Source organism: Pseudomonas sp. IC_126 (genome assembly GCF_004331835.1).
Taxonomy (GTDB): domain Bacteria; phylum Pseudomonadota; class Gammaproteobacteria; order Pseudomonadales; family Pseudomonadaceae; genus Stutzerimonas.
Map to the genome: position 1 here is coordinate 267,426 of NZ_SJSS01000001.1, position 23,879 is coordinate 291,304.

Annotated in this window: 18 protein-coding genes; 8 read left to right on the plus strand and 10 right to left on the minus strand. The window is 63.1% G+C overall.

The features are described 5' to 3' along the window. Positions 1–75 precede the first annotated feature (75 nt). Complete coding sequence (locus E0D86_RS01225) at positions 76–2,829, plus strand: response regulator (RefSeq protein WP_177493018.1); 2,754 nt, start codon at positions 76–78, stop codon at positions 2,827–2,829. Between the two features lie 450 nt (positions 2,830–3,279). On the opposite strand, the gene ggt is transcribed toward E0D86_RS01225, so the two are convergent. Further along, complete coding sequence (ggt, locus tag E0D86_RS01230) at positions 3,280–5,073, minus strand: gamma-glutamyltransferase (protein WP_131648159.1); 1,794 nt, start codon at positions 5,071–5,073, stop codon at positions 3,280–3,282. Between the two features lie 181 nt (positions 5,074–5,254). Here ggt and cysM point away from each other — a divergent pair, with 181 nt between their 5' ends. The 6 genes from cysM to E0D86_RS21315 all read left to right on the plus strand — a co-directional run bounded on the left by cysM (position 5,255) and on the right by E0D86_RS21315 (position 11,822). Next, positions 5,255–6,157 (plus strand): cysteine synthase CysM, encoded by a 903-nt coding sequence (cysM, locus tag E0D86_RS01235; protein WP_131648160.1) that lies wholly within the window; start codon positions 5,255–5,257, stop codon positions 6,155–6,157. A 33-nt stretch (positions 6,158–6,190) separates the two neighbouring features. Next, a complete protein-coding gene (rlmD, locus tag E0D86_RS01240; RefSeq protein ID WP_131648161.1) occupies positions 6,191–7,546 on the plus strand; it encodes a 23S rRNA (uracil(1939)-C(5))-methyltransferase RlmD in 1,356 nt (451 codons plus the stop codon). A 100-nt stretch (positions 7,547–7,646) separates the two neighbouring features. Next, a complete protein-coding gene (gene relA, locus E0D86_RS01245) occupies positions 7,647–9,893 on the plus strand; it encodes a GTP diphosphokinase (RefSeq protein WP_131648162.1) in 2,247 nt (748 codons plus the stop codon). A 169-nt stretch (positions 9,894–10,062) separates the two neighbouring features. Continuing rightward, the gene (gene mazG / locus E0D86_RS01250; RefSeq protein WP_131648163.1) at positions 10,063–10,893 is read left to right on the plus strand and encodes a nucleoside triphosphate pyrophosphohydrolase; all 831 of its coding nucleotides are present in this window, start codon (positions 10,063–10,065) and stop codon (positions 10,891–10,893) included. Between the two features lie 110 nt (positions 10,894–11,003). Beyond that, positions 11,004–11,543 carry a DUF2058 domain-containing protein gene (locus tag E0D86_RS01255; protein ID WP_131648164.1) on the plus strand — a complete coding sequence of 180 codons (540 nt, stop codon included), beginning with the start codon at positions 11,004–11,006 and terminating at the stop codon, positions 11,541–11,543. Positions 11,544–11,672: 129 nt separating this feature from the next. Next, the gene (locus E0D86_RS21315; RefSeq protein WP_165914190.1) at positions 11,673–11,822 is read left to right on the plus strand and encodes a hypothetical protein; all 150 of its coding nucleotides are present in this window, start codon (positions 11,673–11,675) and stop codon (positions 11,820–11,822) included. A 15-nt stretch (positions 11,823–11,837) separates the two neighbouring features. Here the strand turns inward: E0D86_RS21315 and E0D86_RS01260 are convergent, their stop codons facing one another. Further along, a complete protein-coding gene (locus E0D86_RS01260; RefSeq protein WP_131648165.1) occupies positions 11,838–12,518 on the minus strand; it encodes a phosphoribosyltransferase in 681 nt (226 codons plus the stop codon). 3 nt (positions 12,519–12,521) lie between these two features. Further along, positions 12,522–13,853, minus strand: coding sequence for an erythromycin esterase family protein (locus E0D86_RS01265; protein ID WP_131648166.1), 1,332 nt, complete (start codon positions 13,851–13,853; stop codon positions 12,522–12,524). Between the two features lie 177 nt (positions 13,854–14,030). Between E0D86_RS01265 and E0D86_RS01270 the strand changes: the two genes are divergently transcribed. Beyond that, the gene (locus E0D86_RS01270) at positions 14,031–14,264 is read left to right on the plus strand and encodes a hypothetical protein (RefSeq protein ID WP_131648167.1); all 234 of its coding nucleotides are present in this window, start codon (positions 14,031–14,033) and stop codon (positions 14,262–14,264) included. Between the two features lie 9 nt (positions 14,265–14,273). Here E0D86_RS01270 and pdeM read toward each other — a convergent pair whose 3' ends face one another. The 7 genes from pdeM to urtA form a co-directional block, all read right to left on the minus strand. Further along, on the minus strand, positions 14,274–14,930 hold the full coding sequence (pdeM, locus tag E0D86_RS01275) for a ligase-associated DNA damage response endonuclease PdeM (protein WP_131648168.1): 657 nt from the start codon (positions 14,928–14,930) through the stop codon (positions 14,274–14,276). 208 nt (positions 14,931–15,138) lie between these two features. Beyond that, entirely contained in the window at positions 15,139–17,763 is a 2,625-nt protein-coding gene (locus tag E0D86_RS01280) for a ligase-associated DNA damage response DEXH box helicase (protein ID WP_131648169.1), read from the minus strand. 265 nt (positions 17,764–18,028) lie between these two features. Next, positions 18,029–18,727 (minus strand): urea ABC transporter ATP-binding subunit UrtE, encoded by a 699-nt coding sequence (gene urtE, locus E0D86_RS01285; protein WP_131648170.1) that lies wholly within the window; start codon positions 18,725–18,727, stop codon positions 18,029–18,031. 63 nt (positions 18,728–18,790) lie between these two features. Next, on the minus strand, positions 18,791–19,636 hold the full coding sequence (urtD, locus tag E0D86_RS01290; RefSeq protein ID WP_131648171.1) for an urea ABC transporter ATP-binding protein UrtD: 846 nt from the start codon (positions 19,634–19,636) through the stop codon (positions 18,791–18,793). Further along, positions 19,633–20,712, minus strand: coding sequence for an urea ABC transporter permease subunit UrtC (urtC, locus tag E0D86_RS01295; protein WP_131648172.1), 1,080 nt, complete (start codon positions 20,710–20,712; stop codon positions 19,633–19,635). The genes urtD and urtC overlap by 4 nt, the downstream gene beginning before the upstream one ends. A gap of 91 nt (positions 20,713–20,803) precedes the next feature. Beyond that, a complete protein-coding gene (gene urtB / locus E0D86_RS01300; protein ID WP_131648173.1) occupies positions 20,804–22,375 on the minus strand; it encodes an urea ABC transporter permease subunit UrtB in 1,572 nt (523 codons plus the stop codon). Between the two features lie 208 nt (positions 22,376–22,583). Further along, entirely contained in the window at positions 22,584–23,852 is a 1,269-nt protein-coding gene (urtA, locus tag E0D86_RS01305) for an urea ABC transporter substrate-binding protein (protein WP_131648174.1), read from the minus strand. Positions 23,853–23,879: the final 27 nt, after the last annotated feature.

Genomic DNA, 23,879 nt, shown 5'->3' on the forward strand with positions numbered 1-23,879 from the left:
CAGACGGCTCTGGTAGGCAGATTCCCTTACGGCGAGCCGCTACACTAGCGGCCTTGCGATAGAGGGGATGGAACCGTGCTGAGAGACCTGGGAATCAAGAGTCGTGTGCTGGCGCTGATACTGCTGCCTAGCACGGTGCTAGCCGTTGCGCTTGGCGTCTACTTCACCTTGATGCAGCTGTCGGAAATGCGCCACCAGCTCGACGAGCGCGGGCAGCTCATCGCCCGGCAGCTGGCGCCACTGGCAGCGCCGGCCATGGCGCAGGGATATGGCAAGCGGCTGCAGCGGATCCTCAATCAGGTCCTGGACCAGCCCGACGTCCGCGCCGTATCGATCCTCGATACCGAGCGCAACCTGCTGGCCCACGCCGGGCCGAACATGGTCACCCCATCACCACCGACCGACCCCGAGGCCCTGACCCAGGTCAGCAGCATCGACACCACGCGCATTCTCCTGCCGGTCCTCGGTAAACATCTGAATCTCGCTGAAGACAATCCCAGCAACGACCTCCGTCAGATCGGCTGGCTGGAGCTCGAACTGTCGCACCAAGGCACCTTGCTACGCGGTTATCGCAGCCTCTTTACCAGCCTGCTGCTGATTGGGGCGGGGCTGATCGTCACCGCGCTGCTGGCGCTGCGCATGAGCACCGCGATCAGTAAGCCGCTGCACAAGGTCAAGGTGGCCGTGGCGCAGCTCAAGGACGGTTATCTGGAGACTCGGCTGCCAGCGCTCGGCAGTCACGAAATGGACGAGGTCGCGGCGGGCATCAATCGCATGGCCGAGGCGCTGCTCAGCGCCCGCGAAGAGTTGCAGCAGAGCATCGACCAGGCCACCGAGGACGTGCAGCAGAACCTCGAAACCATCGAAATCCAGAACATCGAACTGGATCTGGCGCGCAAAGAGGCGTTGGAGGCCAGCCGGATCAAGTCCGAATTCCTGGCCAACATGAGCCACGAGATCCGCACGCCGCTCAACGGCATCCTCGGCTTCACTCATCTGCTGCAGAAAAGCGACCTTACCCCGCGTCAGCAGGACTACCTGTCGACTATCGAGAAGTCCGCCGACAGCTTGCTGGGCATCATCAACGAGATCCTCGATTTCTCGAAGATCGAGGCCGGCAAGCTGGTGCTCGACAGTGTTCCGTTCAACCTACGCGATTTGATCGAGGACACCCTGACCATCCTCGGCCCGGCGGCACATGCCAAGCAGCTGGAGCTGGTCAGCCTGGTCTATCGCGACACGCCGCTATCACTGGTAGGCGATCCGCTGCGGCTCAAGCAGGTGCTGACCAATCTGGTCAGCAACGCCATCAAATTCACCAACGAAGGCACCGTGGTCGTACGCGCCATGGTCGAGGACGAGCGCTCCGATCGCGCGCAGCTTCGCATCAGCGTGCAGGACACCGGTATCGGCCTGACCGATCAGGACCTGCGCGCGCTGTTTCAGGCCTTCAGCCAGGCGGATAACTCGCTCTCGCGCCAACCGGGCGGCACGGGCCTCGGGCTGGTGATTTCTAAACGTCTGATCGAGCAGATGGGTGGTGAAATCGGGGTCGACAGCATTCCGGAGGAGGGCTCCGAATTCTGGATCAGCCTGAGCCTGCCCAAGGCCCGCGACGACATCGAAGATTTGCCTCGCGCCGCGCTGCTGGGCCGCAAGATCGGCGTGCTGGAGCAGCACCCACTGGCACGCCAGGCCTTGCAGCATCAACTGGAAAGCTGCGGCCTGGACGTGTTGCCGTTCGATTCCCTGGACCAGCTGCAAGCGGCGGTGGCTGCCGCGCAAACGAGTGAAACGCCCATCGAAATCGCCGTGCTTGGCGTGACTCATCGCGAGATCGCGCCTCAGCAACTCTGCCAGCGGTTGTGGGAATTCGAAGGGCTGGGCTGCAAATGCATCGTGCTCTGCCCGACCAGCGAGCAGGCGCAGTATCACGAAGCCCTGCCCGAATCCCATACGCATACCCAGCTGCAAAGCAAACCGTCCTGCACGCGCAAACTGCAGCGGGTCCTGCTCGATCTGCTGCGTCCGCAACAGCCATTGGTCGAGAGCCTGGCGATGCCCGAGACGCGTCCGCCGCGCGTGCTCTGTGTCGATGACAACCCGGCCAACCTGCTGCTGCTCGAAACCCTGCTGACCGACATGGGCGGCGAGGCCGAGGCGGTCAGCAGTGGCCGGGAAGCGCTTGAAGTGGTCAAGCGTCAGCCGTTCGATCTGGTGTTCATGGACGTGCAGATGCCCGGCATGGATGGGCGCCAGACCACCGAGGCGATTCGACGGTGGGAGGAGGACAGCGGCCAGCCACCGATCCCGATCATCGCGCTGACCGCCCACGCGCTATCCAATGAAAAGCGCTCGCTTCTGCAGAGCGGCCTGGACGATTACCTGACCAAGCCCATCAGCGAACGCCAGCTGGCTCAGGTGATATTGAAGTGGACCGGCTTGCCGCTGTCGCGCAGCTTTCTCGCCGCGCCTGCCGATATGGCGGTAGCGGATAACAACCTGAAGGTACTGGATGCCGAAGAAGGCTTGCGTCTGGCAGCCGGCAAGGCCGATCTGGCGGCCGACATGATGAGCATGCTGTTGGCATCGCTGGAAGACGATCGCCGGGCAATCAGGACGGCGCGTGATGTGAACGACCGACAGGCGATGATCGACCGCGTGCACCGATTGCATGGCGCTACGCGCTATTGCGGCGTGCCCCAATTACGCGCGGCCTGCGAGCGCAGCGAAACGCTGCTGAAACAGAACCACCCAAGCGCCGCGCATGCGCTGGATGAACTGGATAGCGCCATCGAGCGGCTGGAGCACGCTGCCCGAGTTGTCTAGCGCAACGCCGTTCACGTAGGCCCATTCGCCCCGAGGTCGGGCCTCCCACAAAAAGCAGCAGGTGCGCGCACCGAGCCGCTGTAGGGCGCGCGCCCTGCGAATGCGGGGCGTGGGTCTGCGCGAAGGACCGGCGGGTGCCCGATCAATCCAACGTCTACAGACTAAGGCTTGCCGTCCGCTCGAGATCATTCGCAAAAGCGGCAGGCGCGCGCACCGAGCCGCTGTAGGAGGCGCGCCCTCGCGGCGAATGCAGGGCGTGGACCTGCGCGAAGGTCCGGCGGGTGCCCCGATCAATCCAACGTCTACAGACCAAGGCTTGCTGCCCGCTCGGGATCATTCGCCCCTCCCACAAAAGCGGCAGGCGCGCATTGACCCTCTGTAGGAGGCGCGCCCTCGCGGCGAAGCAGGCCGCAGGCCTGCCCCAAGCCAAGACGCACGCGTTGTCAGCCATCACTCGCCCATCACCACACCTTCACGCCGCGGATCGGCGCCGCCGAACCAGCCGCTGTCGGTACGCTGGATGGCCTGCAGGCCGCTGGTCATGTCTGTCTCATTGACCTCATGGCCGCGTGCTTCCAATGACTCCACCGTGCTGGCCGGGAAGCGTCCGGCTTCGAGTACCGTCGGGCCGTTGAAGCTGCCGAAGTTCGGCAGGTCGATTGCCCGTTGCGCATCCAACCCCCAGCCGTACATGCCCAGCAGGGTTTTCGCCGTGAAGTGAATGATGGCCGCACCGCCAGGCGAACCGACGCTGGCGAGCACACGGTCGCCTGCGGCATCGAACACCAGCGTCGGACTCATGCTCGAACGGGGACGCTTGTTCGGCTCGACCCGGTTGGCTACCGGCTTGCCCTGGGAATCCCGCGGCTCGAACGCGAAGTCGGTGAGTTCGTTGTTCAGCAGATAGCCGCCGGGCAGGCCGGTGCCGCCGTCATTGAGCAGACGTGAGCCGAAGGCCTGCTCGATGCTGGTGGTCATCGCCAGCGCATTGCCCTGGTCGTCGACGATGCTGATGTGGCTGGTGCCGTATTCCGGCTGCTCGGGCTGAGGCGCGAACGAGACGGGCACCGCTCCCGGTTCGCCTGCTTGCGCAGTCCCCATGCTGCGCTTGCCGATCAGTTCGGCGCGCTGTTTGAGGTACTTGGGCGCGAGCATGCTGTTCCACGTCCGCCCCGGTACCGGTGCGAAATCGGGGTCGGCGATGTATTTGGCGCGATCCGCGTAGGCCAGGCGCGCGGCTTCGGTGTAGCGGTGCAGGAACTCCGCCGAAGGCACGCCCTGGTCCAGCGCTGGTAGCGGCGACAACTGCTCCAGAATCCCGAGGATCTGCATCTGGGTGATATGCCCGGATGACGGCGGTGGAAAGCCACACACCTGATAGCGCTGCTGCCAGAGGTTGCACAGCGGATCGCGTTGGCGCGGTTCGTAGACCTCCAGGTCACTCAAGGTCATTGCTCCGGCGTTCTGGTGCTCGTTCACCTGGCGCACCAGCGCCTGGGCGTTGGCGCCGCGATAGAAGGCATCGCTGCCGTTCTCGGCGATATTGCTCAGCAGCTCGGCGAGCGCCGGGTTGCGCAGGCGATGCCCAACAGGCCAGGGCGAGCCGTCCGGCTGGTAGTAGAAGGCGGCGGCGGGCGGGTTGTCGCGAAGCGCCGGGTCGCTCTCAAGCAAACGGTGCAGTCGCGGGCTGATTTCGAAACCGTCCTCGGCGAGCCGGATGGCCGGTTGCAGCAGCTCTCGCCAAGGCAGCTTGCCGTATTGCTGATGCGCCTGTTCGAGCATCTTTACGATGCCCGGGACGCCCACCGAGCGGCCTCCGACCACCGCCTGCTGAAAATCCATGGGTGTGCCATCGGGCTTCAAGAACAGCGCTTCGTCGACAGCAGCCGGTGCGGTCTCGCGACCGTCCAGCGCGATCACGTTCTCGCCATCCCAATGCAGCAGAAAGGCGCCGCCACCGATGCCGCTGGATTGCGGCTCGACCAGCGTCAGTACCATCTGCACGGTCACTGCAGCATCCATCGCGCTGCCTCCCGCCTTGAGAATCTGGTAGCCCGCCTCGGTCGCTAGCGGGTTGGCAGCGGCCACGGCAAAGCGTTCGGTGGCCCAACCGGGTTTGGCGGTGTAGCCGCTGGCGCCTTCGGGTGCAGGTGGCGTCTGGCTGGATGAGCCGTCCGGGCTGGAACAGGCAGTCAGGCTGGCGAGTAAAAAGGTGAAGACCAGTGCGGCAGGTCCGACGGGCATGAGTGAGTTCCTTAAGGAAGGGCGATAGGTATAGAGCTAGACCACTGACAACTATCTGCCAAGCTTGATCGCTGCGTTTCGCGCATTGCGGTATGCGCTGGCCAAGCCGGGCGGTCTGCCCGTGTCCGGTGGTTGTCGGTATCATGTGCGCCTTCCAAATGCCGCTCGGTTCATCGACGCCATGACAATTCAGTACCCGACCATTGCCGATTGCGTCGGCAACACCCCCCTGGTTCGCCTGCAGCGGCTGCCCGGCGAAACCACCAACACCATCCTGGTCAAGCTCGAAGGCAACAACCCGGCGGGCTCGGTGAAAGATCGCCCCGCATTGTCGATGATTGCGCGCGCCGAAGCGCGCGGTGATATCAAACCCGGCGATACCCTGATCGAAGCCACCTCCGGCAATACCGGCATCGCCTTAGCCATGGCGGCAGCGATCAAGGGTTACAAGTTCATCCTGATCATGCCGGACAACTCCAGCGCCGAGCGCAAGGCGGCGATGACGGCCTACGGCGCCGAGCTTATTCTGGTGAGCAAAGAACAGGGCATGGAAGGTGCCCGCGACCTGGCAGTGAAGATGGCCGCCGAAGGCCGTGGCAAGGTGCTCGATCAGTTCGCCAATGGCGACAACCCCGAAGCGCACTACAGCAGCACCGGCCCCGAACTCTGGCAGCAGACCGGCGGCGGCATCACCCATTTCGTCAGTTCCATGGGCACGACCGGCACCATCATGGGCGTGTCGCGCTACCTCAAGGAGCAGAACCAGGCCGTCCAGATCATCGGACTGCAGCCCATGGAAGGCGCGGCGATCCCCGGGATTCGACGCTGGCCGCAAGAGTACCTGCCGAAGATTTATCAGGCCGAGCGCGTCGACCGTGTCGTCGACATGTCCCAGGCGGAGGCTGAAGACGTCATGCGGCGCCTGGCCCGCGAAGAGGGCATCTTCTGCGGCGTTTCCTCAGGCGGTGCGGTGGCGGCTGCGCTGCGTCTGTCGCAGGAAGTTGAGAACGCGGTAATTGTCGCGATCATCTGTGACCGTGGCGACCGCTACCTGTCGACGGGTGTTTATGACCAGCCCAACTGATCGGTTCGTGCGCGCTCGGAGCGGTATTCGCTGATGGCCAAACGCAGCGGAGGCTTGCGCTTCCAGCCCAGTGGTGGCGAGAAGAAGCCACAGATCCCGACCGGCAAGAAGCAGCGGCTGAATATTCAGCGCCTGGCCAACGACGGCCGCGGTATTGGCTTCGTTGACGGCCGCACCTGGTTCGTCGAAGGCGCCTTGCCCGACGAAGAGGTCGAGGGGCGTGTGTTGGCGGCGCGCAGTCAGATAGTCGAAGCCCGTACCGAGCGGGTGCTGAGCGCCAGCTCCCGCCGTCGCTTAGAACCGTGCCCTCATGCACGGGTTTGCGGTGGCTGCAACCTGCAACACCTGGGCGCGACTGATCAGCTCGAACTCAAGCAGCGCAGTCTCGCCGAGCAGCTATCGCGGCTGGCCGGCATCGAACCTCAGGTCTGGGCGACACCGCTGAGCGGGCCCGAATTCAGCTATCGTCGCCGCGCCCGGCTGGCGGTGCGCTGGGACAACAAGGCTAGACGACTGGACGTTGGCTTTCGCGCCAGCGCCAGTCAGGACATCGTTTCCATTCGTGAATGCCACGTGCTGGTACAGCCTTTGCAGTCAATGCTGCCGGCGTTGCTGGCGGTGTTACATGAGCTGGATAAACCGCAGGCCATCGGTCACGTGGAGTTGTTTAGCGGTACCGCCGAAGCGGTGCTGGTGCGTCATACCGTAGCGTTGGTCGAGACCGATCTGCAGCGGCTGTCGGCTTTTGCCAAAGCACATGGCGTGCAGCTCTGGTTGCAGGGCGAAGGCCAGCCGCAGCCGCTGGAACATACGTATGCGTTGGGCTACCGATTGCCGGCCTGGGATCTGGAGTTGGCCTGGCGGCCGGGCGATTTCGTTCAGGTCAACGCGCCGGTGAACGAGGCGATGGTGGCGCAGGCGTTGGAATGGCTGGCGCCGGAAGCGGGTGAGCGGGTGCTGGATCTGTTCTGCGGACTGGGCAACTTCGCCTTGCCGCTGGCACGTGAGGGCGCGCAGGTGGTGGCGGTGGAAGGCGTCGAAGAGATGGTCGAGCGCGCTCGCACCAATGCGGCGCACAACGGTCTGGTCAATGCGCACTTTTATCAGGCGGACCTGTCGAAGCCGCTTGTCGAAGCGCAGTGGGCCAAAGAAGGTTTCGCGGCCGTGTTGCTGGACCCGCCGCGTGACGGCGCGTTCGAGATCGTTCGGCAAATGACGACTTTAGGCGCGCGGCGCGTGGTTTATGTTTCGTGCAACCCAGCGACGCTGGCACGCGATGCCGCCGAGCTGGTTCGCCAAGGCTATCAGCTCAAGCGAGCCGGCGTGCTGGACATGTTTCCGCAAACGGCGCACGTCGAGGCCATGGCGCTCTTCGAGCGTTCGACATAGCAGCAGACTTTTGACAGGCAAACGGCCTGTGGTTCAACCGACCGACTCCCAGAAAGTCGGCGTATTCGACGCAAATACTGCGTAGAGGGAAGGTAAATAGATGGTCCAGGTCAGAGCGCTTCAGCCGATCAATACCGACGGCAGCATCAACCTCGAAGGCTGGCTCGATCATGTGCTCGGGTTGGACCCGGCACTCGACCGCGACGCACTCAAGCAGGCCTGCGAATTCGCTCGAGCGGCGGAGCAGCAGGCCAATGCGGCACAGAATCTGTGGAGCGAAGGCACCTCCAGTTACCTGACCGGTCTGGAAATCGCAGAGATACTTGCCGATCTCAAGCTCGATCAGGACAGCCTGGTGGCCGCGGTGATCTACCGCGGCGTGCGTGAAGGCAAGATTCAGCTGGCGGAGGTGCATCAGCAGTTCGGCCCGGTGGTGGCCAAGCTGATCGAGGGCGTGCTGCGTATGGCCGCTATCAGCGCCAGCCTCAACCCGCGCGAGTCGCTGGTACTTGGCACTCAGACTCAGGTGGAAAACCTGCGCAAGATGCTGGTGGCCATGGTCGACGACGTGCGCGTCGCGCTGATCAAACTGGCCGAGCGGACCTGCGCCATCCGCGCGGTGAAGAATGCCGACGATGACAAGCGCCATCGTGTCGCCCGCGAAGTCTTCGACATCTATGCTCCGCTGGCGCATCGTCTGGGCATCGGACATATCAAATGGGAGCTGGAGGACCTGTCCTTCCGCTATCTCGAGCCTGAGCAGTACAAGCAGATCGCCCAGTTGCTGCATGAGCGCCGCCTGGATCGCGAGCAGTACATCGACAACGTGGTTCAGCAGTTGCAAGACGAACTGAACGCCGCCGGTATCAATCCGGAAATCGATGGCCGCGCCAAACACATCTATTCCATCTGGCGGAAGATGCAGAAGAAGGGCCTGCAATTCAGCCAGATCTACGACGTTCGTGCCGTGCGGGTGCTGGTGCCAGAAATTCGTGACTGCTACACCGCGCTCGGTATCGTGCATACCCTGTGGCGGCATATTCCCAAGGAGTTCGACGACTACATCGCCAACCCTAAGGAGAACGGCTACCGCTCACTGCACACCGCGGTACTCGGTCCGGAGGGCAAGGTGCTGGAAGTGCAGATCCGTACCGTGGCCATGCATGAGGAGGCGGAATTGGGGGTTTGCGCCCACTGGCGCTACAAGGGCACCGACGTCAACTCCAGCTCCAACCACTACGAAGAAAAAATCGCCTGGCTGCGGCAGGTACTCGAATGGCATGAGGAACTGGGCGATATCGGCGGTCTGGCCGATCAGTTGCGGGTGGATATCGAGCCGGATCGGGTCTATGTCTTCACGCCGGACGGTCATGCCATCGACCTGCCCAAGGGTGCCACGCCGCTGGATTTCGCTTATCGCGTACACACCGAGATCGGCCACAACTGCCGCGGCGCCAAGATCAACGGGCGCATCGTGCCGCTCAACTACAGCCTGCAGACCGGCGAGCAGGTGGAAATCATTACCAGCAAGCACGGCTCGCCAAGCCGCGACTGGCTGAACCCCAACCTGGGCTACATCACCACCTCGCGCTCGCGGGCGAAGATCGTCCACTGGTTCAAACTGCAGGCCCGCGATCAGAACGTGGCCGCCGGCAAGGCGCTGCTGGAGCGTGAACTGGGCCGCCTCGACCTGCCGCCGGTGGATTTCGACAAGGTGGCAGAGAAGGCCAATCTGAAGAGCGCCGAAGACATGTTCGCTGCGCTCGGCGCCGGCGACCTGCGCCTGGCTCAGTTGGTCAATCACGCGCAGCAACTGGTGGAGCCGGATGGCCACGCCGCCGATCAGCTCGAACTCATCCCGCGCCGTCCCGCCAGCACCAAGCCCGGTAAGCGCGGCGACGTGCAGATCCAGGGCGTCGGCAACTTGCTGACGCAGATGGCCGGCTGCTGCCAGCCGCTGCCGGGCGACCCCATCGTCGGCTACATCACGGTCGGTCGTGGAGTCAGCATTCACCGTCAGGATTGCGCCTCGGTGCTGCAACTGTCCGGGCGCGAGCCGGAGCGGATCATCCAGGTCAGCTGGGGTCCGATCCCGGAGAAAACCTACCCGGTGGACATCATCATTCGCGCCTACGACCGCGCCGGCCTGCTGCGCGATGTCTCGCAGGTGCTGCTGAACGAGCGAATCAACGTACTGGCCGTCAACACCCGCTCGAACAAGGAAGACAGCACGGCGCTGATGACGCTGACCATAGAAATTCCAGGGCTGGGTGCGCTGGGGCGGTTGCTGGGACGGGTATCGCAACTGCCGAATATTATCGAGGCGAAGCGCCAAAGAGCCTCCTGATCCGTTCCGAGCTGCTGCGCTCGATCTGGCGTTGTTGAAGGCCTACCGAAAAATGCTCATTGGCAGACGCCAACTCCGCTTTTTCGGTAGGCCTTCGCCTAGCCAGCTCTTCGCTCGCGACGCTCGGTGCTGAGCAACCGGTGAAAAGCCAAGTCTTTTTGAGGACACCATGTACCAACTCCCCGATCTCCTGCATCTGATGGCCCGCCTGCGTGATCCGCAACACGGTTGCCCCTGGGACCTGCAGCAGGATTACGCCAGCATCGTGCCGCACACGCTCGAAGAAGCTTATGAGGTGGCCGATGCCATCGAGAGCGGCGATTTCGATCATCTGCCCGGCGAACTGGGCGATCTGCTGTTTCAGGTCGTCTACTACAGCCAGTTGGGGAAGGAGGAGGAGCGGTTCGAGTTCGCCACGGTGGTCGATGCCATTACCCGCAAGCTGATCCGCCGCCATCCTCATGTGTTTCCCGACGGTGACCTCTATGGCTCCCCCGAGTTGCCACGGCTCGATGAGACGGCGATCAAGCAGCGCTGGGAAGAAATCAAGGCCGAGGAGCGCGCCGAGAAAGCGGCCGCGCCGGAGCAGCTTTCACTGCTCGATGACGTGCCCAGCGCGCTACCCGCCTTGAGCCGTGCCGCCAAGCTGCAAAAGCGTGCTGCTCAGGTTGGTTTCGACTGGCCCGATGCCTTGCCGGTGGTGGACAAGGTGCGTGAGGAATTGGACGAAATGCTCGAAGCCATGAGCGAGAACGATCCAGAAGCCGTCGCCGAGGAAATTGGCGACCTGCTGTTCGTCACGGTCAATCTGGCGCGTCATCTGAAGGTAGATCCGGAAAACGCCTTGCGCGCCGCCAATCGCAAATTCGAACGGCGCTTTCGGTTCATCGAGCAAGCCTTGCGGGATACCGGTCGGCCCATCGAGAATTGCGACCTGCAAGAGCTGGATGCGCTTTGGGGCGAGGCCAAAAAAGCCGAGCAGGCATCAAGCTGCGGTTGATAGCCGGAGCGTAATCACGGATGTTGTCTACGCCACGAACCTCCGCTCGGTGGATCCAGTAAATCCACCTTTACGTCTAATTTGAACTTCACGACTAAACGAGCCGACACATGAGTCTTTCCCTTCGCGACCAGCTGCTCAAAGCAGGGCTGGTCAATGAGAAACAGGCCAAGCAGGCCGGCAAGCAACAGCAGAAACAGCAGCGCCTGGTAAAGAAAGGCCAGGCCGAACAGGACAATTCCCAGCGTGAGGCGGCACTCAAGGCTCAAGCCGAGAAACAGGCGCGCGACCAGGAACTGAACCGTCAGCAGCAGCAAAAGGCCGAGCAGAAGGCGCGTACCGCGCAGATCAAGCAGCTGATCGAAACCAGCCGCCTGCCCAAGCTGACGACCGAGGATTACTACAACTTCGTCGACGACAAGAAGGTCAAGCGCCTGTCGGTGAACAAGCTGATGCGTGACAAGTTGTCCAGCGGTTCGCTGGCCATCGTCCGCCATGGCGGCGGTTACGAGGTGATCCCGCGCGAGGCGGCGCTAAAGATTCAGGAGCGCGATCCGCGCCGTATCGTTCAGCTCAACACCCAGACTGAAGCGCCGGATGCGGACGATCCGTACGCCGCCTACCAGATCCCCGACGATTTGATGTGGTAACGCGCTGCTGAATGACGTACCGCGACCGGTTATTGCCAGCCCGACAGAAGGATGGATTTCTGCCAGCCGCAAAGCCTCTACTGCTGTAGAAGCATCCGGACGTTCCGGTTACAGCAGGAGGACAGCGACATGGAAAACATCTTCGAATTGGACGACACGCTCAGCTGGCAGGCCAACGGTGTACCGGGTGATCCGGAAGAGCCCGGCGTGCCGGATCTGCCGAGCGAACCCGGTGAGCCAACCATTCCAGACCAGCCGCCCCCCGCGCCAGTGGCCTGAGGTGGTCAGCGCCGGCTAGGGTGCATCCGCAAAATCCTGAGCTTGGGCGAGCAGGTCGATGACCTGCTCGTCACTGGTCTGCGTGAAATCACCATAGTGACGTCCTACACCAACGAACGGCTCGGGCATGGCCAGGCACACCAGCTCGTCGACCTCCGTTTTCAGCATTTCGACTTCCTCGCGCGGACCCACCGGAATTGCGAGCACGATCCGGCTGGGATTCGCCTGTTTCAATCCCTTCAATGCGGCTCTCACAGTCGCACCCGTTGCGACGCCGTCATCGATCACGATGACGCAACGACCGCCCAATAGCGGGGCGGGCCGTCCACCGCAATAGCGTTGCCGACGCCGTTCCAGCTCGGCCAGCTGACGTTCCATTTCGTCATCGAACCAGTTCGGTGGCGGTGCGATCTGGTTGAACAACTCCTGATTGATGACCCATTTCGGCTCGGCGCCATCGATCACCGCGCCGAGCGCCAGCTCTTCGTTGCCCGGTGCGCCGATCTTGCGCACCAGCACCAGGTCGAGACGCGCCTTGAGGCGGCGTGCCACTTCGAAAGCAACGGGCACGCCGCCACGCGGCAACGCAAGTACCACCGGGTTCGCGTCGGCCAGGTGTTGCAGGGCCTCGGCCAGCTCCTGGCCGGCATGGGCACGGTCGCGAAACAGATAGGAATCAGGAATGAACGCACGCATGACTCACTCTCCGAACGGGTAGGTATCCGGAACGATTTCGTCGTCGATCTGTTGCGGGCCTATCGGCGTCACCGCACGGGTCTGTTCCAGCCAGATCAAAGCGTCGAACTGTTCCGACAGTATGGCCTGGAAATAATGACTCTGCCGTTCGGTAGCCGGGCGGTAGATGACGCCGATAGCCCGTTCCAGACGCGGTTTGGCCAACGTCTCGCGCAGTTGCGCGTTGTCGCGCCAGTTGGTCAGCGACGCAGCGATGCCGGTACGCAGAAACAATTGCTCCCAGCTGTCCGGACGAGACGGGCGAACCTGCTTGATCTGCATCGGCTCGTCCCAGTTGTCCGCCGCCGCCACCTCGCCACGGTCCGTGGCCATGCCGATCAATACCGCATCGCTACCGAAAGCAGTACGGCACAGCTCGCCGATATTGAACTCACCGCCCCAGCCCATCGAGGTCGCTGCGGCGTTGCCGATATGCGAGTTGTGCGCCCAGACGATGGCCTTGGCGTCATCGCCGCGGTGGTCCAGCAGCGCGCGTAGGGTGTCGAACATATGCCGGTCACGCAGATTCCAGGAGTTCACCGAACCTTGATACATGGCCCGGTAGTACTGTTCCGCCGCGAGCACGACGCGGGCATTCTGCTCGGCATTGAAGAAGCTGCTGCCGTCCTTTTCCAGGTATTCCAGACGTTGATCGAGCAGCGCGCTCAATTGCTCTACCACCGCGTCTTCACAGGACGGCTGACCAAGCATGACGTTGTGACCGTAGATCGCCGGCTCTTCGTGCCAAGGGCTGAGGCAACCGTAGCGATCCCGCGCGGCGCTGGCGGCCTGCGGGTCGACGCGATCGAGGTAGTCGAGCACTTCACGGATCGAAGAGCCGAGGCTGTAGACGTCAAGGCCACGAAACTCGACCCGTTGTTTGGGCGCCAGGGCCTCGTTGTGGCCGCGCAGCCAACGAGCGAAATCAGCGACCTCCTGGTTGCGCCACATCCAGGTCGGGAAGCGCTTGAAGCCTTCCTCGACCCAGGTCGGCGGCTGCAGATGGCGCACGTAGCGGTCGATTTTCGCCGCATCCGGCCAGTCCGCTTCGGCAGAGATGATGGTGAAACCGTGACGCTCTACCAGCCGTCGGGTAATGGCCGCTCGGGCACGGTAAAACTCCGACGTGCCGTGACTGGCCTCGCCGATCAATACCACTCGGGCATCGGCGAATTGATCGAATTGGTCGGCGAACGCCTGATCGTCGATTGCCGGTAGCGGGATCGCGTGCTGGCGCAGCAGCTCGACGAGTTGCTCTTCGGTCATTTCTGTAGTTCTTGAGCGTGATCGAATCATGGTTTCGTCTCCGGCTATCTATCGATGACCGGCGCTCGATGGCCCTGTTCAGACCGTTCGGCAGGTCGTCCGAACAAGCATGAGCGGCAGAACTGAACACGAAGGGCTAGGCTCTAAACAAAGCAACGCCCATTTCGGCGAGCAATGCCGAAGGCGCTACGAATAAAGGGGGCATTCATGACGACCTGGATCATCGCGTACAGCAAAGACGGTAATACCTCCATCCTCCGTACCGAATCCGAGCATCAGCCGGACATCGACGAGGCCGTAGAACTGGTTACCCGCAAGGCGGAACAGGATTATGCCGGTGAGGAAGACGCCTATGAGCATGATCCGGATATCGAGGAGACACCCGCCACACGCTTGGCCGAACGCTTCGGTATTACCGTGACCGGTATTTCCGAGGCCTGAATCCCGGGCTCAAGCCACCCGCCACACACAGTCATCCCCAACCACGAACAGACGCCGGCCCGGGTCGGCGTCGACCTCCATCATGCCGGTGAAGCTGCCGAAGGCCGGCATCAGACTCACCCGCTCGCCGATGCAGTAGCAGGGCAGGCGCAACGACTGGCGTCCGCGCCCGTTGAGGCGGAACGCCGGATGCAGATGGCCGGCCAGCACGTGATGGGTGGGGTGCGGGTCGGGTTCGTGTTGCAGGGCGAACGGGCCGAGTAGCAGGGGTTCGGGAACCACGGTCATGCCGAGGGTGGCAGGCGGATCGCCGGCTCGGCGGTCATGGTTGCCACGGATCAGGGTGATGGCGAGCGCTGGGTGTTTGGTACGCCATGCGTGCAGTTGCCCGAGGGTGGCTGGCGTCTGCGATTCCGGTGCGTGAAGAAAGTCGCCCAGGAAAATCAGCTGCTCGCACCGATAGCGGGCCAGTAGCGCATCCAGTCGCTGCAGATTGGCTTGAGTTGTGCCGTGCGGCACCGGCTGACCGAGGCGTCGATACGCGGCGGCCTTACCAAAGTGGATATCGGCGATCAGCAGCGCGCGCTGTTCCGGCCAGTAGATAGCCTTGTCGGCAAGCAGCCAGAGTTCGGTCTGTTCCAGTTCGATGGAGAGATGCGGGGTCATGCGGGGTAGTGTATCGCGGGGGTGCGATTCTTCTCAGTGCCCAGTTGGAGGCGCGATCTCAAGCGAGGCTTCTCAAAGAATCGGGGCGCACCTGCCGCGTTTGTTGGATGCCCGCCCTCGAGGCAAAGCGTTTGATCGTTCGGCGCTTTGCGTGGGAACGCACCCGTGACGCTCTCGCGTCTATGAACTGGCTCCGTGTGGAAGATCCTCAACCGGAGCGTTTTGCCTTCTTCAGCCTCGGCGTACCGTCCTTAGCCACGCGCGGTTTGCGCTTTGGGCTGGTTTCACGTTCGACGGCGATGTTGGCATTCGCCTCGGGCTGATAGCCGCCAGGTCCCGCCGCCTTGTCCAATTCGGCCACCATCCGCCGAATACGATCGGCCAGTTTTTCCGTGCTCATGCTTTCGCGGAATCGTTCGACCATCAGTGGGAAGGCCAATGGTGTGGTGCGTTTGACCACATGAACATCCAGCTGGCGTTGCTGCAGCCGGCTCAAGGTCTGTTCCAGCCGTTCGACCTCCAGCTCCTGGCGCAACACTTCTTCCTCGGCCTGGGTCAGCAGCAAGTTGGCCGGGTCATACTGGCGGAACACATCGAAGAACAGGCCGCTGGACGCCTGCAACTGGCGGGCGCTCTTTTGCGCACCGGGGTAGCCGGAGAACACCAGCCCGGCAATCCGGGCGATTTCGCGAAACCGTCGGCGCGCCAGCTCGCCCGCGTTGAGGCTGGCGAGCACGTCATGCAGCAGATTCTGTTGACTGAACAAGATCGGCGTCAGCCAGTGCAGCCAATCCACTTCAGTGGCCGAGAGCAGTTCCAAGCCGTAATCGTTGACGGCGATGGAGAATGTCAGCGGCTGTCGCTGGCCCATGCGCCAGGCCAACAGGCTGGCGAGGCCGAGGTGCACGTGGCGGCCAGCGAAGGGGTAGAGAAATAAGTGCCAGCCTTCACGGGATTTCATTACCTCCGCCAGTAGCGTGGTTTCGGTCGGCAGCGCCGACCAATCCAGCTGCACGCGCAGCAGGGGCTCGACCAGGCGCATCTCCGGACTAGCGAACTGGCCGCGCGAGGCGGCACCGAGTTGCTCGACCACCGCATCGGCGAGTTCGCTGGACAGTGGCATACGCCCGCCATTCCAGCGCGGCACCGCGGCTTTCTTGCCCGTGGCGCGGCTGACGTAGACGGTCATGTTCTCGACCCGTACCAGCTCCAGCAGGCGACCGCCGAACAGAAAGTTGTCACCCGGTCGCAGACGGGCAATGAAGCCTTCTTCGATGGTGCCCAGCGAGCGCCCGCTGCCACCCTTGGCCCAGAATTTCACCGTCAGGCTGGCATCGCTGACGATGGTGCCGATGCTCATGCGATGGCGCAGAGCGACGCGTTTGCTCGGTACTTTCCACAGGCCGGTTTCGTCCGGCTCGACGCGTTGATAATCCGGGTAGGCCGTCAGCGAATGCCCGCCGTGGCGGACGAACGCCAGCGCCCATTGCCACTGGTCTTCGTCCAGATTGCGGTACGACCAGGCCTGGCGGACTTCGGCGAGTAACTCGTCCGGTCGAAAACCGCCGCCCAAGGCCATGCTGACCAAGTGCTGGACCAGCACGTCGAGAGGCCGATGCGGCGCGCTGCGGGCCTCGATACGGCGCTCGGCAATGGCGACCTGAGCGGCGGCGGCTTCGACCACTTCCACGCTGTGCGTCGGCACCAGCGTGACCCTGGACGTCCGACCCGGGGCGTGGCCGGAACGCCCGGCGCGCTGCATCAGTCGCGCCACGCCTTTTGGAGAACCGATCTGCAGCACACGCTCGACCGGCAGGAAGTCGACGCCGAGGTCCAGGCTCGACGTGCAGACCACCGCCTTCAGCGCACCTTGCTTAAGGCCCAGTTCCACCCAGTCGCGCACCTCGCGCGCCAGCGAGCCATGGTGAAGGGCGATCAGCCCGGCCCAGTCCGGCCGCGCCTCGAGGATGGCCTGATACCAGAGTTCGGATTGCGACCGGGTATTGGTAAAGACCAGCGAAGTGGCCGCCGATTCGATCTCCTCGACCACCTGCGGCAGCATGCGCAGGCCCAGATGGCCGGCCCAGGGAAAGCGCTCGATGCTCGGCGGCAACAGCGTGTCGACGCGCAGTTGCTTGTCGATCCTGCCTTGCACCAACCGACCCGTGCCCGGATGCAGCAGCACCTCCAGCGCATGCGGTTGATTCCCCAGCGTGGCCGAAAGGCCCCAGACCATCAGCTCTGGCATCCAGCTGCGGAGCCGGGCCAACGCCAGTTGCAGCTGGACGCCGCGCTTGTTGCCCAGCAGCTCGTGCCATTCGTCCACGATCACCATGCGCAGATGGGCGAAAGCCTGCCGCGCGTCAGCGCGGGTCAGCAGCAGTGTCAGGCTTTCCGGCGTGGTAACCAGCGCACTGGGCAGCCGACGATTCTGCCGAGCGCGCTCGGCGCCGGCAGTATCGCCGGTGCGCAGGCCAATGATCCAATTGATGCCGAGCTCGTCGAGCGGAGCCTGTAGGGCCCGTGCGGTATCGGCCGCCAGCGCGCGCATGGGGGTAATCCAGAGGACGGTGAGCGGGGCGGGTTTATCGGATGGTCTGGGCTGGGCGTGTGATTCGCTCGCCGGCAGGGCTTGTACAGGCGCAAAGCGGTTCAGTGCGCCTAGCCAGACGGCGTAGGTCTTGCCCGAACCGGTGGTGGCGTGGAGCAGACCGGATTCGCCGTTCTGCACGGCTTGCCAGACGTCCTGCTGGAATGGGAAGGGCTGCCAGCCACGGCTGGCGAACCAGATCTCGGCGAGATTGCCGGTTTGCGATGGTGGAGCCTTGCTCATGTGCCATACCGTTGGGTGAAACGGTGCCCGTAGGCGCGATTGCTGCTTGCGATTGGGTCAGCGACCAGATGTGTCGCGGCCGCTCAGGTCAGCACCGCGTTGCATTCGCCGTTCGCTGCACTGACCCTGTTCGAAAGCACCAATTGCTCTGACAGCGTATGAGCTCACTCTATCTTGGAGGCGAGGTGTGCCGGTGGAACGCAGCGGCATCCGGCTCGCCGAAGCGGGCTTGGTTTTGGCAGAACGCCAATCGATACCGCGTCCTTCAGATCGCCACCAGCCCGCGCACCCCTTCGGCCTCCATCGTCTCGCCCCGGCCCTGCTGGATGATTTCGCCGCGGCTCATCACCAGATACTGGTCGGCCAGTTCAGCTGCGAAGTCGTAGAACTGCTCGACTAGCAGAATCGCCATGTCGCCGCGAGCGGCCAGCTTCTTGATTACTGCACCGATCTCCTTGATCACCGAGGGCTGGATGCCTTCGGTAGGCTCGTCGAGGATCAGCAGGCGCGGCTTGCTCGCCAGGGCACGGCCGATGGCCAGCTGTTGCTGCTGGCCGCCGGAGAGGTCGCCACCGCGACGGTGCTTCATTTCCTTCAGTACCGGGAACAACTCGTAGATTAATTCCGGCACTTCCTTCGCCTCCTTCGCGCTGAAACGCGACAGGCCCATCAGCAGATTTTCCTCGACTGTTAGCCGGCCAAAGATCTCACGGCCTTGGGGCACATAGGCGATGCCCGCGTGCACCCGCTGGTGCGGCTTGAAGCCGGTGATCGGCTTGCCTTCCCAGTTCACCGCGCCTTCCTTGGCCGGGATCAGACCCATCAGGCATTTGAGCAGCGTGGTCTTGCCGACCCCGTTGCGCCCGAGCAGGCAGGTGACTTCGCCGATCTTCGCGTCGAACGACAGGCCGCGCAGGATATGGCTGCCGCCGTAGTACTGATGCAGTTGCTGGACTTGCAGCATTTTCAGACACTCGATGTTTTAGGAATGGTGGGCCGTGTTCGCGAGCTTGCTTGCGAAGCGGGGTTAACGTCCGAGATACACCTCGATCACTCGTTCATCGTTCTGCACCTGTTGCAGCGAGCCTTCAGCCAACACCTGGCCTTGGTGCAGCACGGTGACGTGATCGGCGATGGTGTCGACGAAGCCCATGTCGTGCTCGACCACCATCAGCGAGTGTTTGCGCGCCAGGCTCTTGAACAGCTCAGCGGTGAACTCGGTTTCGGCGTCGGTCATGCCGGCGACCGGCTCGTCGAGCAAGAGCAGTTGCGGGTCTTGCATCAGCAGCATGCCGATTTCCAGGAACTGCTTCTGACCGTGGGACAGCAGGCCGGCCGGGCGATAGCGCGAGTTGTTCAGGCGGATGGTCGCGAGCACCTCGTCGATTCGGTCCTTTTGCTCGCCGTTGAGCTTTGCCTTCAGGCTGGCCCATACGGATTTGTCGGTTTTCTGCGCCAGCTCCAGGTTCTCGAAGACGCTGAGCGCTTCGAACACCGTCGGCTTCTGGAACTTACGACCGATGCCCGACTGGGCGATTTCCACTTCGCTCATGCGGGTCAGATCGAGGGTGTCGCCGAAGTAGGCGGTGCCGCTGTCCGGGCGCGTCTTACCGGTGATCACGTCCATCATCGTGGTCTTGCCGGCGCCGTTGGGGCCTATGATGCAGCGCAGTTCGCCGACGCCGATGTACAGGCTGAGGTTGGTCAGCGCCTTGAAGCCGTCGAAGCTGACGTTGATGTCTTCCAGGCTGAGGATGGTCCCGTGGCGGACATCCAGCCCGTCGCCCTTCACGCGGCCGAGGCCGATGGCGTCGCGGCCGCTGCCGCTGGCGTCGAGTGGATCGATGAGTTCGGGTACGGCTACCGTTTTCATTGTTCGCCTCTCCTACGGAGTAACCCAATCACGCCCTTGGGTAGATACAGCGTGACGATGATGAACAGCGCGCCCAGGGCGAACAGCCAATACTCGGGGAATGCCACGGTGAACCAGCTCTTCATGCCGTTGACGATGCCGGCGCCGAGCAGCGGCCCGATCAGCGTGCCGCGTCCGCCGAGCGCCACCCACACGGCCGCCTCGATGGATTGGGTTGGGGCCATTTCGCTGGGATTGATGATGCCCACCTGCGGCACGTAGAGCGCGCCGGCCAAGCCGCAAAGCACGGCGGACAGCGTCCAGATGAACAGCTTGTAGCCGCGCGGATCGTAGCCGCAGAACATCAGGCGGTTTTCCGCGTCGCGCAGCGCCGTCAGCACCCGGCCGAACTTGCTGCGCGCCAGTTGCCAGCCGAGCAGCAGGCTGCCAGCGAGCAGGGCGACGGTGGCGAAGAACAGCGTGGCGCGGGTGGCGGGGGCTGAGATCGAGAAACCGAGAATGGTCTTGAAGTCGGTGAAACCGTTGTTACCGCCAAAGCCGGTTTCGTTGCGGAAGAACAGCAGCATGCCGGCGAAGGTCAGCGCCTGGGTCATGATCGAGAAATACACGCCCTTGATCCGCGACCGAAAGGCGAAGAAGCCGAACACGAAGGCCAGCAGCCCCGGTGCCAACACCACCAGGCACATCGACCAGAGGAAGCTTGAGGTGCCGTACCAATACCAGGGCAGCTCGGTCCAGGCGAGGAAGCTCATGAATGCGGGCAGCCCGTCGCCGGCGCTTTCGCGCATCAGGTACATGCCCATGGCGTAGCCGCCGAGGGCGAAGAACAGGCCGTGGCCGAGCGACAACAGGCCCGCATAGCCCCAGACCAGGTCCAACGCTAGGGCGACGATGGCGTAGCAGAGGATCTTGCCGACCAGCGTCAGGGTGTAGGCCGAGACATGGAAGGCATTGTCCGCGGGTAGCAGGTGCAGCAGCGGCATTGCCAGCAGGATGGCGAGCACCACACCGAGGGCGACGGCGGTGAGTTTCGGGCCGGCTTTCTGCGCGGCCGTCAGGGTAAGGGGCTGGTTCATGGATGTGCGCCTCGGGCAGGGGATACGGACACCTTTGTGGTGTCGATCTGTAGGGGCGAATTCATTCGCCCGCGCTTCAGCGAGAGCTGGCTCAATCGATCACCCTCCCTTTCAGCGCAAACAACCCCTGCGGGCGCTTCTGGATGAACAGGATGATCAGCGCGAGGATCAGGATCTTGCCGAGCACGGCGCCGATCTGCGGTTCGAGAATCTTGTTGGCGATACCCAGCCCAAAGGCGGCAAAGATGCTGCCGGCGAGTTGACCCACGCCGCCGAGAACCACGACAAGGAAGGAGTCGATGATGTAGCCCTGACCCAGGTCCGGGCCGACGTTGCCGATCTGGCTCAGCGCCACGCCGCCGAGCCCGGCGATGCCGGAGCCCAGCCCGAAGGCCATCATGTCGATGCGCCCGGTGGGCACGCCGCAGCAGGCGGCCATGTTGCGATTCTGCGTCACGGCGCGCACGTTCAGGCCGAGGCGGGTCTTGTTCAGCAACAGCCAGGTCAGCAGCACCACGAACAGCGCGAAGGCGATGATCACCATGCGGTTGTAGGGCAGCACCAGATTCGGCAGCACTTGGAGCCCGCCAGACAGCCAGCCGGGATTGGCGACCTCCACGTTCTGCGCGCCGAACAGCACGCGCACCAGCTGAATCAGGATCAGGCTGATACCCCAGGTTGCGAGCAGGGTTTCCAGCGGACGGCCATAGAGGTGACGGATCACGGTGCGCTCCAGCGCCATGCCGACCGCGGCGGTGACGAAGAAGGCCACCGGCAGCGCCACCAGCGGATAAAACGCCAATGCTTCCGGCGTGAGTCGGGCCATCAGTACCTGCACCATGTAAGTGGAGTAGGCACCGAGCATCAGCATCTCGCCGTGGGCCATGTTGATCACGCCGAGCAGGCCAAAGGTGATGGCGAGGCCCAGCGCAGCAAGCAAGAGAATCGAACCCAGCGACAAACCGCTGAAGGCCTGGCCGAGCAGTTCGCCGATCAGCAGCTTGCGTTTGACCTGCGCCAGACTGGTCTCGGCGGCCTTGCGCACGCCGGGGTTGGTTTCGGCTTCATCGGCCAGTAGGTTTTCCAGGCGAACCCGGGCCAGCGGCGCGCCTGTTTCGCCAAGCAGGCGGACGGCAGCCAGGCGTACGGCGGGGTCTGTAGCGCTCAGCTGCAGATTGGCCAGGGTCAGGGTGAGGGCTTCGCGCACGGCCGGGTCGTCTTCGGCTTCGAGGCGCTGTTGCAGGAGCGGCAGCTGTTCCGGCTGGCCGCTGCGCTGTAGGCGCTTGGCAGCGCTGAGGCGTTGCGAGGGATCGTCGGAAAACAGCTTGTGGCTGGCGAGTGCGGTGTTGAGCAAGCCGCGCAAACGGTTGTTCAGGCGCAGCTTCTTCGGCGTGCCGACTGGCGCGGCGTCGCCTTCGAGGGCGCGGTAGTCACCATTCTCCTCGATAAAAGGCGTCTTGTTCTTGTCGATCACCACGCGGCTGGCGCGCAGGGCTTCGATTAGCTCCAAACGCTCGGGTATGGGCGCGACGGCCCAGCTTTTCAGCAGCTTGGCCTGTTTGGCCGGGCTGGCCTTGGCGTAATCGGCTGCGTCTCCGGCGTGCGCTGCCCAGGGCAGGGCCAGCAGGAGCAGTAGAGTAATTCGATACAGGGCAGTGTTCATCTATGCATTTCCCAGGGGCGCTACGTGCTCTCTTGACGGAGCTGGCGGCTGTCGTAGGTGAATGAGCTGCAGTGTCGTAGGGTGGGCTTCAGCCCACCGATGACGTTACTGGTGGGCTGAAGCCCACCCTACGGACTGTGCGACATCTGCTGGTGGGCTGAAGCGGAGCGCCGCCCGGCCCACCCTACAAAAGCCGTATGGGCGCCAATCAGTTCGACTTCACCGCGTAGTCCGGCTTCTTGTCGTTACCGGGGATGTACGGGCTCCACGGCTGAGCGCGGAGCGGGCTTTCGGTCTCCCAGACCACCGAGAACTGCCCATCATCTTGGACTTCGCCGATCATCACCGGCTTGTGCAGGTGATGGTTCTTCTCGTCCATGGTCAGGGTGTAGCCGCTCGGTGCTTCGAAGGTCTGGCCGGCTAGCGCGTCGCGCACCTTGCCGACGTCGGTGGTGCCGGCTTTCTCGACCGCCTGCGCCCACATATGAATGCCCACGTAGGTGGCTTCCATCGGGTCGTTGGTCACGGCCTTGTCTGCGCCCGGCAGGCCTTTTTCCTTGGCGTAGGCCTTCCACTTGCTGACGAACTGCTCGTTGACCGGATTCTCCACCGACTGGAAGTAGTTCCAGGCGGCCAGGTGACCGACCAGCGGCTTGGTGTCGATGCCGCGCAGTTCTTCTTCGCCGACCGAGAAGGCTACGACCGGAACGTCGGTGGCTTCCAGGCCCTGGTTGGCCAGTTCCTTGTAGAAGGGCACGTTGGAGTCGCCGTTGATGGTCGATACCACGGCGGTCTTGCCGCCTGCGGAGAACTTCTTGATGTTGGCGACGATGGTCTGGTAATCGCTGTGGCCGAAGGGTGTGTAAACCTCTTCGATGCTCGATTCCGGCACGCCCTTGCTGATCAGGAAGGCGCGCAGAATCTTGTTGGTGGTCCGCGGGTAGACGTAGTCGGTGCCCAGCAGGAAGAAACGTTCGGCGCTGCCGCCGTCCTCGCTCATCAGATACTCGACCGCCGGAATGGCTTGCTGGTTTGGCGCGGCGCCGGTGTAGAAAACGTTAGGCGAGAGCTCTTCGCCTTCGTACTGAACGGGGTAGAACAGCAGACCGTCGAGTTCTTCATAGACCGGCAGCACGGATTTGCGCGACACAGAGGTCCAGCAGCCGAAGGTCACCGCGACCTTGTCTTGGGTCAGCAACTGACGGCCCTTCTCTGCGAACAGCGGCCAGTTGGATGCGGGGTCGACCACAACCGGCTCGAGCTGCTTGCCGAGCACGCCGCCCTTGGCGTTGATCTCGTCGATGGTCATCAGTGCCATGTCTTTCAGGGATGTTTCCGAAATGGCCATGGTGCCGGACAGCGAATGCAGGATGCCGACCTTGATGGTCTCGGCGGCCTGCAGGGTGAACGGGAACAGGCCGCTGAGCATCAGGGCACTGGCGGCAAGGGTGGACTTCAGTAGGGGACGGCGTTTCATGGTGGGCGGCTCCTTGGCTGTCCATGC

Excerpts from the sequence above, each read along its gene's own strand:
- ggt (WP_131648159.1), bottom strand. The coding sequence starts at position 5,073 with ATGCCCGTCGGACCTGCCGCACTGGTCTTCACCTTTTTACTCGCCAGC.
- cysM (WP_131648160.1), top strand. The coding sequence starts at position 5,255 with ATGACAATTCAGTACCCGACCATTGCCGATTGCGTCGGCAACACCCCC.
- rlmD (WP_131648161.1), top strand. The coding sequence starts at position 6,191 with ATGGCCAAACGCAGCGGAGGCTTGCGCTTCCAGCCCAGTGGTGGCGAG.
- relA (WP_131648162.1), top strand. The coding sequence starts at position 7,647 with ATGGTCCAGGTCAGAGCGCTTCAGCCGATCAATACCGACGGCAGCATC.
- mazG (WP_131648163.1), top strand. The coding sequence starts at position 10,063 with ATGTACCAACTCCCCGATCTCCTGCATCTGATGGCCCGCCTGCGTGAT.
- E0D86_RS01255 (WP_131648164.1), top strand. The coding sequence starts at position 11,004 with ATGAGTCTTTCCCTTCGCGACCAGCTGCTCAAAGCAGGGCTGGTCAAT.
- E0D86_RS21315 (WP_165914190.1), top strand. The coding sequence starts at position 11,673 with ATGGAAAACATCTTCGAATTGGACGACACGCTCAGCTGGCAGGCCAAC.
- E0D86_RS01260 (WP_131648165.1), bottom strand. The coding sequence starts at position 12,518 with ATGCGTGCGTTCATTCCTGATTCCTATCTGTTTCGCGACCGTGCCCAT.
- E0D86_RS01265 (WP_131648166.1), bottom strand. The coding sequence starts at position 13,853 with ATGATTCGATCACGCTCAAGAACTACAGAAATGACCGAAGAGCAACTC.
- E0D86_RS01270 (WP_131648167.1), top strand. The coding sequence starts at position 14,031 with ATGACGACCTGGATCATCGCGTACAGCAAAGACGGTAATACCTCCATC.
- pdeM (WP_131648168.1), bottom strand. The coding sequence starts at position 14,930 with ATGACCCCGCATCTCTCCATCGAACTGGAACAGACCGAACTCTGGCTG.
- E0D86_RS01280 (WP_131648169.1), bottom strand. The coding sequence starts at position 17,763 with ATGAGCAAGGCTCCACCATCGCAAACCGGCAATCTCGCCGAGATCTGG.
- urtE (WP_131648170.1), bottom strand. The coding sequence starts at position 18,727 with ATGCTGCAAGTCCAGCAACTGCATCAGTACTACGGCGGCAGCCATATC.
- urtD (WP_131648171.1), bottom strand. The coding sequence starts at position 19,636 with ATGAAAACGGTAGCCGTACCCGAACTCATCGATCCACTCGACGCCAGC.
- urtC (WP_131648172.1), bottom strand. The coding sequence starts at position 20,712 with ATGAACCAGCCCCTTACCCTGACGGCCGCGCAGAAAGCCGGCCCGAAA.
- urtB (WP_131648173.1), bottom strand. The coding sequence starts at position 22,375 with ATGAACACTGCCCTGTATCGAATTACTCTACTGCTCCTGCTGGCCCTG.
- urtA (WP_131648174.1), bottom strand. The coding sequence starts at position 23,852 with ATGAAACGCCGTCCCCTACTGAAGTCCACCCTTGCCGCCAGTGCCCTG.